The organism is Paraburkholderia sprentiae WSM5005, assembly GCF_001865575.2.
Lineage (GTDB): Bacteria > Pseudomonadota > Gammaproteobacteria > Burkholderiales > Burkholderiaceae > Paraburkholderia > Paraburkholderia sprentiae.
In genome coordinates this window covers 15604-32302 of sequence record NZ_CP017564.2, presented here as the reverse complement: position 1 = coordinate 32302, position 16699 = coordinate 15604, and the positions used below count along the sequence as shown (strand labels likewise).

The 16699-nt window shown below is 57.8% G+C and carries 18 protein-coding genes; all 18 read right to left on the bottom strand.

The features are described from left to right. Window positions 1–31 precede the first annotated feature (31 nt). Window positions 32–1324, bottom strand: coding sequence for an ATP-binding protein (locus BJG93_RS33075; protein WP_154671634.1), 1293 nt, complete (start codon window positions 1322–1324; stop codon window positions 32–34). 64 nt (window positions 1325–1388) lie between these two features. Further along, a complete protein-coding gene (locus BJG93_RS33070) occupies window positions 1389–2501 on the bottom strand; it encodes a ParB/RepB/Spo0J family partition protein (RefSeq protein ID WP_027193552.1) in 1113 nt (370 codons plus the stop codon). Between the two features lie 11 nt (window positions 2502–2512). Further along, window positions 2513–3262: a ParA family protein gene (locus tag BJG93_RS33065; protein ID WP_027193553.1), complete on the bottom strand. Its 750-nt coding sequence runs from the start codon at window positions 3260–3262 to the stop codon at window positions 2513–2515. A gap of 36 nt (window positions 3263–3298) precedes the next feature. Then, window positions 3299–3679: a hypothetical protein gene (locus BJG93_RS33060; RefSeq protein WP_027193554.1), complete on the bottom strand. Its 381-nt coding sequence runs from the start codon at window positions 3677–3679 to the stop codon at window positions 3299–3301. A gap of 227 nt (window positions 3680–3906) precedes the next feature. After that, entirely contained in the window at window positions 3907–4248 is a 342-nt protein-coding gene (locus BJG93_RS33055) for a hypothetical protein (RefSeq protein WP_027193555.1), read from the bottom strand. Between the two features lie 82 nt (window positions 4249–4330). Then, window positions 4331–4972 (bottom strand): hypothetical protein, encoded by a 642-nt coding sequence (locus BJG93_RS33050; RefSeq protein WP_154671635.1) that lies wholly within the window; start codon window positions 4970–4972, stop codon window positions 4331–4333. 250 nt (window positions 4973–5222) lie between these two features. After that, a complete protein-coding gene (locus tag BJG93_RS33045) occupies window positions 5223–6647 on the bottom strand; it encodes a TrbI/VirB10 family protein (RefSeq protein WP_071336725.1) in 1425 nt (474 codons plus the stop codon). A 2-nt stretch (window positions 6648–6649) separates the two neighbouring features. Continuing rightward, window positions 6650–7540 (bottom strand): P-type conjugative transfer protein TrbG, encoded by an 891-nt coding sequence (trbG, locus tag BJG93_RS33040; RefSeq protein ID WP_051374088.1) that lies wholly within the window; start codon window positions 7538–7540, stop codon window positions 6650–6652. 35 nt (window positions 7541–7575) lie between these two features. Further along, window positions 7576–8289 carry a type IV secretion system protein gene (locus tag BJG93_RS33035; RefSeq protein WP_027193558.1) on the bottom strand — a complete coding sequence of 238 codons (714 nt, stop codon included), beginning with the start codon at window positions 8287–8289 and terminating at the stop codon, window positions 7576–7578. A gap of 47 nt (window positions 8290–8336) precedes the next feature. After that, the gene (gene trbL, locus BJG93_RS33030) at window positions 8337–10298 is read right to left on the bottom strand and encodes a P-type conjugative transfer protein TrbL (protein WP_027193559.1); all 1962 of its coding nucleotides are present in this window, start codon (window positions 10296–10298) and stop codon (window positions 8337–8339) included. Continuing rightward, the gene (locus BJG93_RS33025; RefSeq protein WP_027193560.1) at window positions 10295–10483 is read right to left on the bottom strand and encodes a hypothetical protein; all 189 of its coding nucleotides are present in this window, start codon (window positions 10481–10483) and stop codon (window positions 10295–10297) included. The genes trbL and BJG93_RS33025 overlap by 4 nt, the downstream gene beginning before the upstream one ends. Window positions 10484–10516: 33 nt before the next feature. Then, window positions 10517–11266, bottom strand: coding sequence for a P-type conjugative transfer protein TrbJ (gene trbJ / locus BJG93_RS33020; protein WP_051374089.1), 750 nt, complete (start codon window positions 11264–11266; stop codon window positions 10517–10519). After that, window positions 11266–11862, bottom strand: a complete 597-nt coding sequence (locus BJG93_RS33015; protein ID WP_027193561.1) for a hypothetical protein — start codon at window positions 11860–11862, stop codon at window positions 11266–11268. The genes trbJ and BJG93_RS33015 overlap by 1 nt, the downstream gene beginning before the upstream one ends. 7 nt (window positions 11863–11869) lie before the next feature. Further along, on the bottom strand, window positions 11870–12031 hold the full coding sequence (locus BJG93_RS33010; RefSeq protein WP_154671636.1) for a hypothetical protein: 162 nt from the start codon (window positions 12029–12031) through the stop codon (window positions 11870–11872). A 70-nt stretch (window positions 12032–12101) separates the two neighbouring features. Next, the gene (locus tag BJG93_RS33005; protein ID WP_027193562.1) at window positions 12102–14690 is read right to left on the bottom strand and encodes a VirB4 family type IV secretion/conjugal transfer ATPase; all 2589 of its coding nucleotides are present in this window, start codon (window positions 14688–14690) and stop codon (window positions 12102–12104) included. Window positions 14691–14701: 11 nt separating this feature from the next. After that, entirely contained in the window at window positions 14702–15037 is a 336-nt protein-coding gene (locus BJG93_RS33000) for a VirB3 family type IV secretion system protein (protein WP_034476783.1), read from the bottom strand. 12 nt (window positions 15038–15049) lie between these two features. Then, window positions 15050–15490 carry a TrbC/VirB2 family protein gene (locus BJG93_RS32995; RefSeq protein ID WP_027193563.1) on the bottom strand — a complete coding sequence of 147 codons (441 nt, stop codon included), beginning with the start codon at window positions 15488–15490 and terminating at the stop codon, window positions 15050–15052. Between the two features lie 23 nt (window positions 15491–15513). Beyond that, entirely contained in the window at window positions 15514–16596 is a 1083-nt protein-coding gene (locus BJG93_RS32990) for an ATPase, T2SS/T4P/T4SS family (protein WP_051374090.1), read from the bottom strand. Between the last annotated feature and the right edge of the window lie 103 nt (window positions 16597–16699).

Below are 16699 nucleotides of genomic sequence, written 5' to 3'. Positions count from 1 at the left end.
GCAAATAAATATATTTGGTGTCGACTTGGAGTTACACGCTGACAAGCGTTGCGTCGGCTCCCAGCTCGCCAATTCCCTTCATTTGGACGAGCACCCGACGATGCGGAATGATGGACTTCAGCTTTGCCTCGCTGAACCCCAACTTGCGAACAACGTATGAACTGTTGGTGTGATCGAGACCCAATAGCAATTTCGTGCCGAGATTGCCCATTAAGATATCGGCAAAATCCGACGGAGCTTGAGTGGCAAAAATCATACAAATGCCAAATTTTCGCCCTTCGCGCACCATCCGATTGATGACTGAATCGTCTGAGCCGTCCACGAACCAATGGGCCTCGTCTAGCACACAGATGTCCATCAGCTCACTGTTGATCCCCCGTGCGATTGCTCGGGTGAAGATAGTTTCAAGTCGCGTCAGCGTGAACAGCTTCTTCTCGTCGCGGCTGAGCGACTTGATGATGTAACGCCACACGCGAGCGCGAGTATCCAACGGCGGCGGGGTGCTGCGATAGATCCCGATCTGGTAGAGGTTCTCTAATCGATCGATGACGGATTCCAACGTTTCCTTTTGCCCGTCCGCGTCGAGCGCGTCCTCGAACTCGTCGCCAGTGTGCGCAGTCGAAACCGCTTCGGTGAAGGAGTCGATCGCGCGAGCGCGAGCCGACTCCAGTTCTTTTTCCAGCTTCGCCAACACTTCGTCGTCTGCGCCTGGGCGCGACAACGCTGCTTCCTTGATCCGTATCTGCTTTGCAGCCTTGAATACGTCTTGCAGCGCACTCACCGCCCGCTGGCTCGATCCCGTCGCGACGATCTTGATGCGCTCCCGGCCGTATTCAATTGCATCTTGCAACGTGGGATATCGCTTCCCGTTCGCCGGGTCCGCCGCCCACGTCGTGTAGTCATCCATCAGGAACCCTTCGCGCCGGTAGAGTGCCACGAGCAGCCGCGTCAGAGCGCGCTCCTGCCGTGGTCCGAGCCGAACCGATGTCTGATTGAGAGCCATGATGAGCGATTGAATCCGCTTGCGAACACCGCCGAATTCCGGATCGGCACTCAGTTCCAGAGGATTGAAACCGAAATCCGAGGACTCATGAAACGTGACCGAAGAGGCGCCCTCGATATCGACATCGCCGTGCCCGTCGAAGACATGAAAGCGCACGCGCGGATGACCGGTCGCCGTCATTGCGCTGACGATCCGTCGAAGCATGGTGGTTTTACCCATACCGCTGTCTGCAAAGACCCCGATATGCGGATTCGCAATGCGGCCAGGTTCCCATACGACATCGGCCCCATTGACGACGTTTTTGCCCCAGCTAATACGCAAAACAGAATCCTTTTTTTAAATCACTTCGGCAATATAAAGCGGGCCTCTTCGGCCCGCTTTAAGATCACGCTAGTTTGTTGATGGTCGCAGCCAGGACCGTAGGCAATTGGCTATCGTCTTCCGGCAGCGTGCCTCCGAGTGCGGTGATCGAGTGTTTCATTTCCTCGACGGGCAGCGAGAGAGCAACCGTGTGCGAAAGGTCCGAAAGTGCGCCGTTGTTCAGCATGGTCGCGAGCTGCTGAAGCGTCAGCCGTGCTTCCCGCTTCTGTTGTGCAACGGCACTCAGCACGCCCGTGCCAGCCGGGATAACTGCCTCACCGCCCGTGTCTTTGATGCGGTCGCGCGAAGGGGCCGCAGCTTTGGCCGCAGCGCTCGGGCGATAGGTTTCGTTCTCAGGCGCCTGCTGCGCGATCAACTCTTCCACCTTCGCCGCCAACTCGGCATTCACTCCCACCGGGCCAGTCGGCTTCGGCGGCGCTTTCAGCTGCCCCTTCGCTGTCTCTTTGGCCGTTCTGATGTCGCCCGATGTGAGCGGACGACCCTCTGCACGAGCCTTTTCCTTCAACTGCTCTTGTACTTCGGGAGGAAGCGGCCGGAACTGTTCGAGCAACGACGCGTAGGTAATCATTCCAGAGTCCACGACATCGGACCACTTCGGATCAAGCAGCGCGAGCACGCGCGAGACGAACTGACTACTTTTGTTCATCACCTTGGCGAGTTCCTGCTTTTGAAGGTCGGGATACTCTTCGAGCGTCTCGCGCAGATGCAGGGCGATTTCCAAGTCAGTGAGATTATCGCGCTGGAGATTTTCCGAAAGCTGCACGAGGCGCAGCTTTGAGCCGGTCAGGTCCTGTCGGACAATCGCCGGAATCTCTTGCGAGTCCGGTAATCCGCGGTCGCGGTTCAACCGAAACGCGCGCCAACGACGCTCGCCGGCAATGATGTTGTACCGGCCGTCGTCCAGTTCGCGGACGATGATTGGTTGCGTTAGTCCGACCGCAGCGATGTCGTCAGCCAACTCTTCAAGAGCCGTCTGCGCCTCTTCGTCAATGTTGCCGTCGACAGGGTGAAACCGCTTACGAGGCTGCTTTTCGTCCGGCTCAATCTGGTCAATGTCAATGCTGATGACCTGTGCCGTCGGCGCTTCCAAGCTGTTCAAAAAATCGAGCGTACCCATCAATTAATCCCTTAAACGGTCACATCCAAAACACGGTTGGCGAAGTCCTTCCAGTGCGCGCCAAGCTTCTTGTCGCGCGCATGGCTCCAGACAGGACGGTAGTTTTGCAGAGCGTCGGACACCGGTGTGCGAAGCGAGAATTCCTCAACGATGGTCCGGCCAAATTTCTGCTTCAACTTCTCCCGAAACTCGCGCTGCGTTTTCGATGACTTCGTGAAGAGGTTGACCACCATCTGCACGTTAAGCGCCTTGTTCACGCGCTGCACCCCGCGAATCGTGTCGAAGGTGTCATCTAGGCCGGTAATAGCCGACAGCAACGGCTGTACCGTCAGCAAAGCCGTGTCCGACCAGATCAGCGGACTCGCGATACGCGGCCCGAGCGCTGGTGGAGTGTCGAAGATCACATAATCGAATGGCAAGGACCGGATGCGGCTCCGGATCTTGATGGCGTGTTGCACCAACGCTTCCTTTTGCGCATCAAGTTCTTCGAGATGCAGATGGCCGTGGAGCACCTTCAGGTTCTCCATCGGTGTGTCCGTGTACCTCAAGTCGCCGCCCTCAAACAGCAACTCTGCCCCGCCTCGGTCTTTGTTGATCCGCAGGTTTTGCGTCAGAAATTGCGACGAGTTGCCCTGTCCGCAGAAATCAACCACAAGCACCTTCGCACCAGACTCCGCAGCAGCGAATGCAAGGTGGCACGTCAAAGTCGTCTTCCCAACGCCACCCTTCTGGTTCGTCACCGTGATGATTTTCGTCGGCATTTGGCTCTTTCCCGATCTAGTCAGGCTCGCCCGTAGTTACGGGCTAACCGATTGTTTCCGTTGTGCCTGCCGGTGCAGGCGACTCAGTTTCTCAACAACGAGCGACGGTACGGACATTCGCACTCGCCGCGACTCGGCGAGTGCGACTGAGTCGGAGAAAAGCCTCTCGTACAGCGACATCGGAAGTCGGACCAACACTGACTTCTTCTCAGCGCCGGAATCCGGTACTGGCTCTTCGTCTTGCCCGATTTGGTCCTCACCGCAAGGCTCCATGAGCTTCGCGACAATAACTGACGGCACCGAGATCCGCACTCGTTGAACCTTCGCCACCTCGACCGCTTCGGAAAACAGCCAGTCCTGGATCGGGAGAGGGAGCCTGATCAGAACGGGTTGTTTCTGCTCTTTTGCATCGGTCATTTCTACCCCTCTATAGCGTGCAACAATGATATCAATGTATCAACGCATATGCAAGCGATGAATTATTTATATTAGTGCTCGGCCAAAAAAAAGCCGCACGCGCGGCCCTTTTTCTGACGTAGGAAAGAAGCAATCGGCCCCTGCGAAAATGGGGATGGCTCGCTTCCCACGACTTCTTTGCTGTGACAATAAAGTCGCGAACATTTCGCGCGAAAGTCTGGAATTCCCTAGCTGGTCGGCGGCTTCCAACCGGCTCTCCTAGCCAAAATCTCCCATTGCTGCATGGACGCATCGCGCTGCTTTGAACAATAAGCAGCGATTTTTCCAATCCCGGCGTGCAAGCTGCCTTCCGCTACACCAAGATAGGAAAAATCATCCATAAGACGCAACTTCGCTGACAACTCGCGATTTTGCCCTCTTATAGATGAACAGACCGCTTCGAGCGCGGACCGCAACTTGGCGTCCTCGGTGGCCATCTGAACTTCGCTCAGTTGATTCAGTGCCGCAGAGAGAGGACCGATTCGGTCCAATGCCGTCAAGACTTGGATGTACTCCTTCTTATCGGCCACCTTAACCGCCCCTCCAGAAGCACCTGTGTTTGCGGCGACTTTCCTAACTATCGCGCCACTTTCCAAACTATATCGTCACGCTTCACTTCTTCGCGCCTGAACCCACCATCTTCGAGGGTGGAAAAATAAATTGGACCCACCAAAAGATCGCGGTGTAGCACAGACATGCGTTAGACACGCCGCACATATCGGCGGTCGTCGTGACGCGCTCTTTCAACTCAGGCGTCAGTTGAATGTTCACCTGCGACCAGCCGGTCGTCCCCGCCATGCCGTTGGCATAAGTCATGGCGGTTTTCGGCTTACGCCAGTGCAAGCCGTGCTCCCACGGCTGCTCGTTGAGGAACCGCCCAATCATGTCCTCAAACATCGCCGTCAGCGAGGGATACAGGAAGGGTGTAATGCCCTTGAGGTACGTATAGATATGCGCGGGACAGCGTGTCGGCACTGCCTCAAGGTCTTCGAGGCGCGTCTTGGGTCTGCCGATCCGTCCACCGCGCGCACCTGTAGGGCGCGTGTCAGTGACGACTGGTTCCGCTTTGCGGGCCCGCTCGACGCTCTTAGCCGCCGACGAGCGCTTCGACGCCGACTTTGCGGAACCCTGCTCCGATGCGCTGGCCCTGCTCTTTGCAGCCGACTTGGTAGGTGGGCGCTTTACCCCGGTCGCGGGTCGTGCGGCACTTTTCGGCCGCGATGGTCGTGCCGTCGTGCTCTTTTTCGTACTCATAGGGAGAGTGTCCGTGTCCTGCATTCCGCGTATCAGAAATGTGAGCCATCAATATATGAGTATCTTATTGGACAACCAGGGGTTTGCCAAATCATAAAGATGCACGGATGTGATAAAAAACACATATCTCGGGTCGCCTGTCCCTTTTTGACCGCACGATCCGGCCAGCTCTAGCGGACTAGGACGAATTTTTCTGACGTTGGAAAAACAAAGGGCCGCAGCTGCGGCCCCTTACACCCACCGTACCCTTTCAGTGAACGGTCGCCGGACGCGGAACATAGGCACCGGGGAACACGATGTCTTTCGTCGCCACGATCTTGAAGCGATAGCCTGGCGCGTCCGTCAGCGTCGGTTGAATATTCATACCTTTCTGGATATACGCCGCGCCGGTCTGGCCCAGCTGCTGCCCTACAGACTGCGTGACTATCTGCTGGTTGCTGAGCGACCCGTAAGCACCTGTGCTCTGTTTCTGCGACACGGAAATGCCGGCCGAGAACGCCGCCATCAACAAGGCGCTTCCGAAGACCTTCGCATAGTGGTTGTTCACGTTGGCATCGAATCCAGCGTTGCCTGCATTGTCCTCGCCGGGCATACCCTGAATGTTGATCGAGCTTCCGTCCGGAAAAATAAGGCGGCTCCATGCGACGAGAATTCTTTCCTGGCCGTAGGCTACTTGGCTGTCATACGTACCCAGCATCTTCGTGCCTTGCGGAATCAGCAAATACCGGCCGGTCGCCGAATCGAACACGTTTTCGGTCACCCGCGCGCACGTCTGACCCGGCAGATCAGAATTGAGCCCGCATTCCAGAGCGCCCGGAATGATCGTGCCAGCCATCAGCTGGTACGGCGACAAGGCGGGCTTCACAAGCTCCTTCAGAACGTCGTTGTCCGGAGAGGACTGGCTCGCCTTCAGGAAGGACTCTTTGCGCACCTGCTTGTTCTGGTCATCCTGCGGCTGTCCATACGCACCCACCGGACCCTGTCCACCGCCAGCCGCTGCGGCTTGCGCCGCTTGGGCGGCGGCTGCCAGGGCGGAGTTAAGCTGGTTGTTCGCGCCGAGAGCAGGAACGGTCCCGCCAATCCCAGCGCCTCCGAGGGAAGCCAGGCCGCCGTCGCCGCCACCCATCTCCATACCGGCGCCGATCGCCTTATTTCGAGCGTCCACCAGAGCCTGCTTTCTTCGCGCCTCCGCTGCTTCCTCTGGCGTCTGGTATTGCTGCCCTTGCGGACCCACGTTTTGCGAGTTCGACAATTGGACCGCGGGTGTTCGTGCGCCGCCGTTGCCACTCACCGGCACCACCGCGCCTGCGCCTACTGGGGGCACCGTTACTGCCGCTACGCCGTTGCCACCAACGGGGATAGACGGCGCGCCCGCGCCTAAAGCGTCCGATGCTTGCGCAGCCATGACGCCCACCTGTCCGTCGCCGATGCCATGAAGATTCGGCGTCGCCGGTTCGACCGACTGAACTTTCTTTTCAGCCGTCCCATCTGGATCGTCGGTCGTTGCTGCGGGCTTATCGCCGCTGTCCATGCTCATGATCGAGAACAGGAGAAATCCACCGACAGCCACGATGCCGAACAGCATCAGCAACTTGGCTTTGCGCGACAGACGCGTCACACCCGTGCTCTTGCCTTTCAGCTGCACAGTGTCCGGGGAATCAAACGAATTTGCCATCGTTAATTGCCCCCGACTCGCGCCCAAAAACTGCGCTTGTGCTTGTTCCAGGTGATCGTGATCTTCTGTTCGTTTCCATCCGTTCCCAAGACGAGCATCGCTTTGTCGAACAGCTTGTCGACCTCGTAGAGTGTTGGCGTCTTCGGGCGATAATTTACGATCGCAGGCTTGTTGTCCTTGTCGATCAAGAGCAGCACCGGCGCTTCCACCATCGGCACCCCGTCCGGCAACTGGATGTAGGTCTTCAGGCCATCGTTGTACACACGCGTCGGCTTGAACGCCACATCCGACCCGCCGTCGATGGAATAGTCGAAATCCAGCCGATCCGCAGCGCCCACCGGCAGTTCTGCCGCGACCAGAGAATCATGGGCCTTTTGCTCCTTTGCCTTAAGCTTGGCCGACTCGTCCCACTCCGAAGTCATCTCTTCCGGGTAGTAAAAGCCGATCATGTTCAGATAGTCCTTTTCGTTCGCGCTCGACGTAAGTTCAATCTGATAAGTGCGCCGATCAGTTGTAATAATTAAATTAGTCTGAATGTTTGTATCGGTCGGCTTGACGATTACATGCGTGATCGCCGTATCGCCCGTCCCCGAAACTTGCTTGCTCATCATCCAGCGCGCCGTATCGCCGGCCACGGGTTTCCCCGTCACGAGTTCGCCCGGTTGCAACTGAATGTCGCACACACGCATAACAGTGCAGGTCAGCTTTGGCAGGTACTGCCCGAACGGGTACATGATCCGCCCATCATCAGAGATGATCGGCTTTGCCTGACCCGTCTGCTGCCATTTCTTCGCTTGCGCGACGGCCGCATCTTCCAACGTCAGAAATCGCTGCCCCGCCATCGCGTTCGCGCTCAATGCGACGAAGGCGAGCAATGCAACCCACTTTTTCATACCCGGATACTCCCTATTATCTTTGTCCGCGTCGCTCAACCCAGCACCTTCGACCAGGTGAACTCTGTAACGAAAAATCCTGCACCATTCACGCGAATAGCTGCTTCGGTGTTCAAAGGAACGATCTTGTACGTGAACACCCCTTTCCAGCGTTCCTTGCCCAACTCCGCGCCGTTCGGCGCGTGCAACGTTTCGGTCCACTCGATCTGGAACGTGTTGTCCGACACTGGTAGACAAAGCGTAACCTGCGCGTCGACTGTGTGATCGGCCGCTGTCTCGAAGGGCTTGCGGTCCGCGTAGAAGCGATCGAGCGCCGTCTTTGCAGCAGATCCTTCCTGCACCCGTGCATACACCCATTTCTGGAAGCGCTTGCCAGCCGACTGATCGCCGACAATCAATCTGGCATTCTCGACCCAGCTAATCATCTGCTCGCGGATCACGCGCTTGTTGTCCACCGGGTTAGCTCTATCCGCTGGCCCCACAGTGATGATGTTGCCGATCCTGTCCGTCTCGACAACATAGGGAATGAACTTGCTCGACATCATGTAATAGCCGTTGAACGCAACAGACATGGCGAGGATCGCGTAGAGAATCCGCTTCTCGACGCGGTCATTATGTCTTGCTACTGCGAGGTTCATATAACGGTCGTCCTGCTCGCCAGCTTGAGCACGCAGGAACGGAGACGAGGGCTTCTCGCTTGTTGACTTGCTTGCTTTTACTGCAGGCGTAAAGACGCTGTCGTCATCCACGCGTTTCTTTCGGTTAAACACAGGGCACTCCGATTAATTTAACTATATCAGTCACGCGAATGTTGCAGGTCGATATTGAAGCTTGCAGCATGCGCGCCGTCTTGCGGCACATAGCCTTGAAGGTCTTGGATGCGCTTATGCAACGGATCGCTACGCGACGGAGACGGCGCATTGGACGTCGCTTGACCATCGCCCGAAACGGAAGCGGTCGAAGCATTCCCGCCCGCAGGTTGCGACCCTGAAGACGGCGAAGCCGGGGAGCCGGCCGAAGGTCCAGCACTCGTATCTGGCATCATGCCCGCAGAAGGTGTGCTCGAACTTGCGGTCGCAGAGCCCGGAGGCGTACTGACTGGCCCAGCTGAGCCGCTGGACGCACTGCTTGCGCTCGGCGCGCTTGTCGAGCCTGCGGTCGGAGCAGTCACGCCCGCAGAAGAAGCACCTGCGGGAGTCGGCGACGCGCCTGCCGCGCTGGCCGATGTCGGCATTGAGGACGAAGCACCGAGTCCGCTAGCTTCGGAAGCCCCGCCCGGTATGCCCTCACCGACGCTCGATGCCAAGGACTCGGCTGCGTGCGCGCTCGCTTCCGGCAGTGCTGCGGTGGACGCAGCTTCGCCGCCTGTCGCACCTGCTTGCGTTGAGCCCGAGCCACCGGAGCCGCCGCCAGATGCGCTTGACGATCCCGCCGACTGCGGCGCGGGCGCTGCGCCGGATGCGGGAGCCGGCGGAACCGGAATGCCGGACACGCTACCGCCGCGCGTCGCCTCGATGCTCGATGCAATTCGGCCGCCTGCGGACTTGTCCACGGACTGTGCGAAATTCGTCCGAGCCCCGCCAACAGCATCCCCGATCGCCCCCGACGCCATGCCGAGGCCATGAGCGCCGACCTGACCGAGCGCATGGGAAGCCAGCGCTGTGCCACTCTTGCCCAAATCCAAGCCTGAATTCACACCAGCGCTTAGCGCCTTAGCAAGACCCGTTGCGCCGGCCGCAGCACCACCCGCGCCCTTCGCCGCGCTCATTCCTCCCGCAGCAACAGCAGCACCAGCTCCAGCCATTGCGGCGCCAGCCGTAAGCGCTGCGCCCATCATCCCGCCCGCCGTCATCGTCGGGGAGCCGGACATCATCGCACTGGCGATGGCCGGAATCTGGATCGCAAGATACGTATAAATCAATGCACTGCCCGCGTTCACGAGACAGCTGTTGATTAGATTGTTCGGGTCGATGGTCAACCCGCCAAACAATGACTGACCCGCCCCAACGATGAGGTAGAGCACCATCAACTTAAGGCCAGTCGCCACCGCATACTGCATGTATTTGGAAGCCATGTCCGTTGTCCACCGTGACCCTCCAAAGCCAAGCAAGATCACGCCCGCACCGATACAGATGAAGGATTCAATCTGTGTAACGAGCAGTTGCGCAGCGACGAACAGAAAGGCGAGGAAGATGAGGATGGCGAGCGCGCCTACAGGTATAACTACCGCAATGGCATCCAACGCCCCGAGGTCATGGATAGCCTTGAAGGCGCCCAGTGCAAGGTCATAGCCCTTGCTCGCGATCCCATCAGGCGTTGAGGACGCGGACGCCCCCCCTGCGGCTTTTCCAATCTGCGTGAACGAGTCAATGATCATCGGTATCCATTGATTCGAGAACTTCAGCAAGGCGAAGAAAAAGGAGAGGGTCATCATCTTGCGAACAAGACTGCCCAACATATCCGATAGGTCGTTTTTTTCGAGGATGAACGTAATCGTCGTCCATCCGAAATCAACGGCGGCTAGCGCCCAAAACAGCCGCTGCGCATAACCGACGATCACGTTGTACCAGCTGCCCTGAAGTGGCGCGAACTTGTTCGTCACGCTCCCCATGAACGTGAAAGTGTTAGCCGATTGAGCGAACGCCGATAGAGACATGCTTGCGAGCGCCACTACCACCGCAATACTGGCAAGCGCACGAATCGTGCTGCGCGAGTTCAAGCGGTGTGAGCGCATCGGAAAAAGCGTTATCGCACTCATTTTTTTCCATCCTTGAGGCTGTCGCTATGGATGTTGCCGTAGACCTTGTCAAGCGCCTGCTGATGCGTCAACGAAGCGGACTGCGCGCCAGAAGCGCTCGATCCCGACACCGGGCTGTTCGCCGAGTCTTCCTTCGAGCAACCGAAAAGAGCCGTCAAAAACACTGCGATGATGAGTGCGCGCATGTTGTGCATCCTATGTGGTAAGTGAGTTGATCGCTATTGAACAGGAGCAGTATTCAACGGGAGGACGCTGTCACTTTTCACGTTACCAAACACTCGTTCGGCGCCCGTGTGCTTTGTATCAGCCGCGCTCTGTTGGCTCGCGATATATGCGCCCTGCTGCTGGATCTGCGCGGCCTGAAGCTGCCGCAATTCCTGCATTTGCCCAATCATAGCAACGCCAATCTCGTTACCGGACTGAAGAACCTGCAACTGACCTACCGCCGACTGCGAACGTGTTTGCAACTCTTTAATCATCGTCTGTTCGTTTGCGAAGTTGGACGCGTGCGCGTTCATCAGCGAAAGCGCGTTCTGTACGGAATTCAAGGTGTTGTCGGACCAGTTACGGTATCCGTTCTGGAAGTCGAACGCGGAGCCGTAGCCCGGATGGAGATTGTGGAAAAGCTGGTCAGTGTTTTGCAGCGTGTACGCAATCTTCTGCCCACCCTCTACGATGGTCGACAGATTCTTGAACGTCTGCGTCATGTTGTTGTCGTTCCACAGCGCACCAGCGGCTTGACCCAGCAACTCGCTTGGCGTCGAGTTCATCAGGTTGCGAAGCATCGTCTCATACTGGTTGATCTGCGTTACGGTTTGCTGCGCCTGCTGGGCATAAGACGCGGTGAGCTGAATGTTATTCAGGATTTGCGTCGGCTCTGTGGCGCCCGCGACAGCGCCCGCATGCGCATTGCAGGCGACGCACGCGAGAAGCGCACCCGAAATAAGTGTCTGGCCGATTACGTTCATTAGTGACCTCCGCCCCCGGTATCCGGCTGGCAGACATAGGGGTTGTTTTCCACGCCCGTGTAGACGTAGCCATATTTGCCCGCCTGAGTCATGTCTGACTGCATAAGCGTGCGACGGTAGTGATTGGGATCGACGGCACCGACAGCCGCATTCGCGTTCAATGCTTTCGCAGCATCAATCGCGTTGATCGCCATCTGCACCTGATTTTCAGAAGCGGCCGACAGCGCGCCGTAGCCCACATAGAGTTTCCAGCCACCCCCCGCTAGCTCGGGAGGCAAAGGGACAAAAAGCTGCGTGTTGCTCAGCCCCGCCACGATTGAGTTGATCGGGAAAAGCCCCCCCTGATACGCGGTCCACGCACTGTTCACGAAGAACGCAGCGCTTGACAGCGACGGATCGTGCATACCGATGTAAAGCAAACCTGGCCGACCAACATCGCCGGCCATGACTGGAAGTGTGAGAGAAGCAATTGGCTGCGTCCCCTGACAGAACACCTGAACGTTCTGGACGACCAGATTGGCACGGGTTGATAGCTGCGCATTCGCATTTGCGATGAAGGACACAGCTAGGGCAGCAGCAAAGGCAAGGCGACGCATTCGAACCTCAGACGTGCGATTGACGAAACGCGCTTAGGATCTCGCGAGCCAGCGCCTTCAGGATGAGGAACAGACCGACGATCGGCAACGCAATCGCGAAACCCAGCACCTGGCCGACGATGGCCAACACCGGACCAGCCAACACAAGCAAAACTACGAATAGGGTCATGATCTGCTCCTTTTTCTATCTGTGACTTTATTATAGCACAATCAGAGTGCAAAGATATCAAAATATCACTTCATGCTGCGCGCGGTAGCGCCTGTAGGCGTTGTTCGTGGTGCGCAATCCAATTTGTCAGACGCCCCCTGCCCCAGTCCTTGTTGAGATTGCAGTGCCTAAGCCATTCGACGGTCCACCGATCGCCATATCGCTCGATCAGTCCTCGCGCGATCGCGACATCTTCCTTACCGGACGCGCCGACGAACGCCAAACATACCGGGCCTAAGCCCAGCTGGTACTTTCTGCGTCCGAGCGGCGACATATAGTAGTAGTCCAGCTTTTTGGACATACGCCCGACGATATCCATTTGCCGCTCATTCAGACCGATGGCGCGGTACTGATCTGCCGATCCCTCGTTGCCGCGGACTTCCGGATTCGCCAGCAAAATCTTCGTCTGACAGCTTTCGTAGAGGACATCCCGGATCGCGCTTTTTCCAACGTCAGAAACGGATTGAGTCGCGAACAGTACCGAGCAGTTCGCCTTACGCAGCACCTTCAGCCACTCGCGAATCTTCTCCTGAAAGAGCGGATGACTGAGCATCAGCCAAGCCTCATCCAGTACGAGCAGGGTCGGAGAGCCATCCAAGGCACGTTCGACGCAACGGAACAGATACAGAAGCACCGGCACGGCCTTGCGATCGCCCATCCCCATGAGGTGTTCCATCTCGAACACCACGAACCGATCAAGTCGAACGGTGTCCGTCTGCGCGTCGAGCATGGCGTTGCCGCCTTTCAATGTATAAGCCTGAAGTGCGCTCGCGATTTCCTTGTCGTTCACCTTCTGCACGAAGTCGGTCATGGTGCGACGATCCGCCTGGGCCTTGCCCAACAGTTCGAGCGTCGCGCGGATTTGCGCGCGATGCGGCGGCAGAATTACCAGATCCTGAAGGCGGCAAAGCGTCTCGATGTATTCCTCGGCCCACGCGCGCTCGGACGGACGATCGACCGCGCCCAGCGGACAAAAGTTGAGGTCGCCGCCATGCTCGCCAGCGATGTCGTAATACGAGCCACCCAGCGCGTTGCAGAGGACGAACGACGAATATCCCTTCTCGAATTTCCGCACCCGCGCGTTCGGATAGCGCATGAACGCCGCTTCGATGAGTTCGAGATGCGTTGACTTACCAGCGCCGGTCGGCCCCATCATCAGCGCGTGACCGACATCGTCAACATGCAGATTGAGACGAAACGGCGCATTGCCCGTCGTCTTGGCCATGAGCAACGGGGGACTGTCTGGCGGAAAGAACGGACAGGGGTTCTTCGCAAGTCCGGGCCATGTTGCGGTCGTCGGTATCAGGTGCGCGAGATTTAACGAATGCAGAATCGGACGGCGCACGTTCTCGTAGCCGTGCCCCGGCAACGTACCGAGATACGCTTCGACAGCGTTCAGTTCCTCGATACGAACGGGGAAGCCCAAGTTGCGAATCAGCGTCGCGCAGTCCTCGACGCTCTGTTTCAGGCGCGCAAGATCGTCGTCCATCAAAACGACAACGCTCGTGTAATGCCCATATCGAACCAGACCGGAACCGGCCTCGCTCATCGCCGTTTGCGCATCATGCTCCATCTCCAGCGCGTCGTGGTCGATAGCTCCCGTGGTCGTATTTGCAGCCTGATCCTTGATGCCGCGAACCTTCTGGCGCCACTTCTTCCTCAGCCGGTTCAGCGTGCCTTTACCCTCTTCCGGGTCCATGAAGATGAAGCGGGTGTTCCAGCGGTATGCGACCGGCAGTGAGTTGAGCGCGGTCAGCATTCCCGGATAGCTCGCGGCTGGAAACCCTTCGATAGCAAGGCAACGAAGATGCTTGTTGCCGACGCGCGGATGATTGCCGCCGACGAAATCCTGACTGCCGATGATCGAATCGTAGAACACGCCAGCCTTTGGCTTCAGAATATGGTGGTTCAGTCCCGTCACGCAGTAATGGATGTAGCTCGCCAAGTGGTCGATCACGACGGTCGATCCGTCCGCAGCACTTTCTACCGTCTGTTCGCCCATCCGAGTGATCCCCTCGAAAATGGTCCCCAGTTGCGCTTGCAGCTCGCCTAGCGTTTCCTTGTAGCGGCCAAGCAACTGATCTTGGATGGAAACCTTGCTCGACCGCAGATCCTCGCTTTTCTCGAACATCAACGCCGTAGCTTGACTTTGAAGCTGCACAGGCGGGAGGTACGTGAAGATCATCGCGTACCCACTCTCGAAGTGGGCACCCTCCTGGTTGTATTGCGCCTCCCGTTCTTCGTCCATCAGTTTCGCGATCGGCATTGGAAAATCGCCCTGTTCCGGGTATCCGATCGCCCACGCGCGATTGGCGTCTACATGAACCATCCAACCCGAACCTAACCGACGCATCGCGTCGTTAAGGCGCGCAGCGATGGCCTCCAACTCGCTATTGCTAGCCGATTCCGTGTCCGTGCCGCGATAGAAGAATCCGGCTATCAACTCGCCGCCCTTGCCGAGCATAATACCGGGCTCGATCGGCCGCGCGTAGCGCAATAGATCGGCGAGCCCTTGTGCCTCGTCTCTATACTCTTTCTGCATTCCAGCGCGTCCGGCCAGCAACGCGTACCAGATGACGCCGATCACGGCCGCGACAATGCAAATCCAGAAACCATTCATTTGGTCGCACCTTACTTGAAGTCTTTGTAGGCCGGCACGGGAGCGTTAAAACGTCCGCGCGCTGGGTAGATCGCCCTGTACTTACGGTGTCGACGCACCACATCAAGCCACTGCGGGTCAAACAGAGCGAGACGCCGCATAAGCGCGATCCACAGGCCCCACACGACAACCGACGCCGGCACTCCATACCAAGCGCCGTATCGCATGCTGAGCATGAAAGCCAAGTACAGACTGAAAGCGGCCCCCCCCAAAACCAGCCGACGATCGCCGCCCATGAAGTTGAGCGTGCGAACGCCGGAGGCGTGGATAGTGACCTGCGTAAGCTCGCTGCGATGGTCGGCGCCCATACCGATTCACCCTTAGGAGCCGCAAGTGGACGTGGTCGCGCCTGCTTTCACCGCCACCCAGCCGAGGAACGAAGCACCACCGACCGCGAGACAGACCGCCATCGTGATGTTCGACACTTTCTTCATGATGCCGGTCATTTCCTCGCCGAAGACAAAGCCGCCCGCAGCTGCGCCGAATGCGATCGTGCCGACCGCCAGCATGGTCGGGCCTTTGAACCACGCAGCTACGCCGCACAACCCGCCTTCCCACGGCGCGGCGGACTGCGCACATGCCAGACTGGCGTAACCGCCAAGCACCAGAGCCGTCCAAACGCGCGGAAGCGTGACGTGCTCGCGCCAGAAATCGCGCGTGGCGACGGCACGCGCACCGCGTGCGAAATGTGCTCCATTGCGCGCCACACGTGCGCGAACAGCGTCAGCCGCGACAGACAGCGAAGGATTCAAAAAACGCATTTCATTCTCCATAAATTAAATTACTACACGTTGTGAAGCACATATCTGCCCGCTTGCGGGTTATATGCTTCGACGATCGCCAGTTGGCGGATCTTCCGTCCTGCCGGGTGATCCGACTCCTTCCCAATGAACACACACAAGTCGATTGCCTCGGCGATAACGTGCCTGTTCACACGGATGCCGGGGTTCTCTTCAATCATTTGCTCCATCCGCGTCAGACCACCCTCGCAACTGTCTGCGTGAACCGTGGCGAGCCCACCCGGATGACCTGTATTCCACATCTTCAGCAACGCCAAAGCGGACTTGTCTCGCACTTCGCCGGCAATGATCCGATCCGGCCTGAGTCGCAACGACGCCTTAAGCAGCCGTGTCATATCAACGTCTGCCAGTTCCATGCTTGTCCGCATCTGAACGACGTTTGGTGCAGCGCACTTCACTTCCCGAGTGTCTTCGATGATGATCACCCGGTGCGTGGGCGTCATCGTCGCGACCGCATCAGTGATCGCGTTTAGCAGAGTCGTCTTTCCCGAACCCGTGCCACCGATGATGAGGATGTTCTTTCGGAGCTTTACGGCCAGTTCGATGATTTCTCGATGCGTCTTGCCCTTCGCTAGCTCCAGAAATCCGGCGCGTTCGACCCTACTTCGGTTGTACGGGTCGTTTACGTCCGTCAAAACGCCACGCGACTCAAAATCGGCGAGCGTCAAACCGAGAGCATTCGGCACCCTTATTGAGAAGCTCGGCGCATCAACAATAGGCCACACCAGCCCTTCAAAACGCCAACCGTTCAGCGGGAGTTCACATTCGAGAATCGGCCGGCTTGCCCGTACTTCCGTCTCCAGAATCCCGGCGAGACTGCTGAAAAGGTGTTCACCCTCCAATGGCGACATACGCAGGCCTGTGTCCGACATACCCTCGCCAGCGACCTCCCGCCAGATGCGCCCGTCAGGGTTCAGCATCAGTTCTTGCAACCGAGGGTTTGCAAATTCGTCCATGCAAACTCCGAAGTCCCGCCGCAGTCCTTCGAGCATTCGCTCATAGGACTGCTGCTGCATACTGAGCGGCTGGCCGTCCAGTCCGTTGGCATTACCTAGCGTGCGTTGCATATTCGTTTCGCTTTCCGGTGCGGGTCTGTTGCATCCAACTCCATCGCCCGCGCCAGACCAAATTTCTATGGGACTTTAATGTACCACAATGATATCATCATAT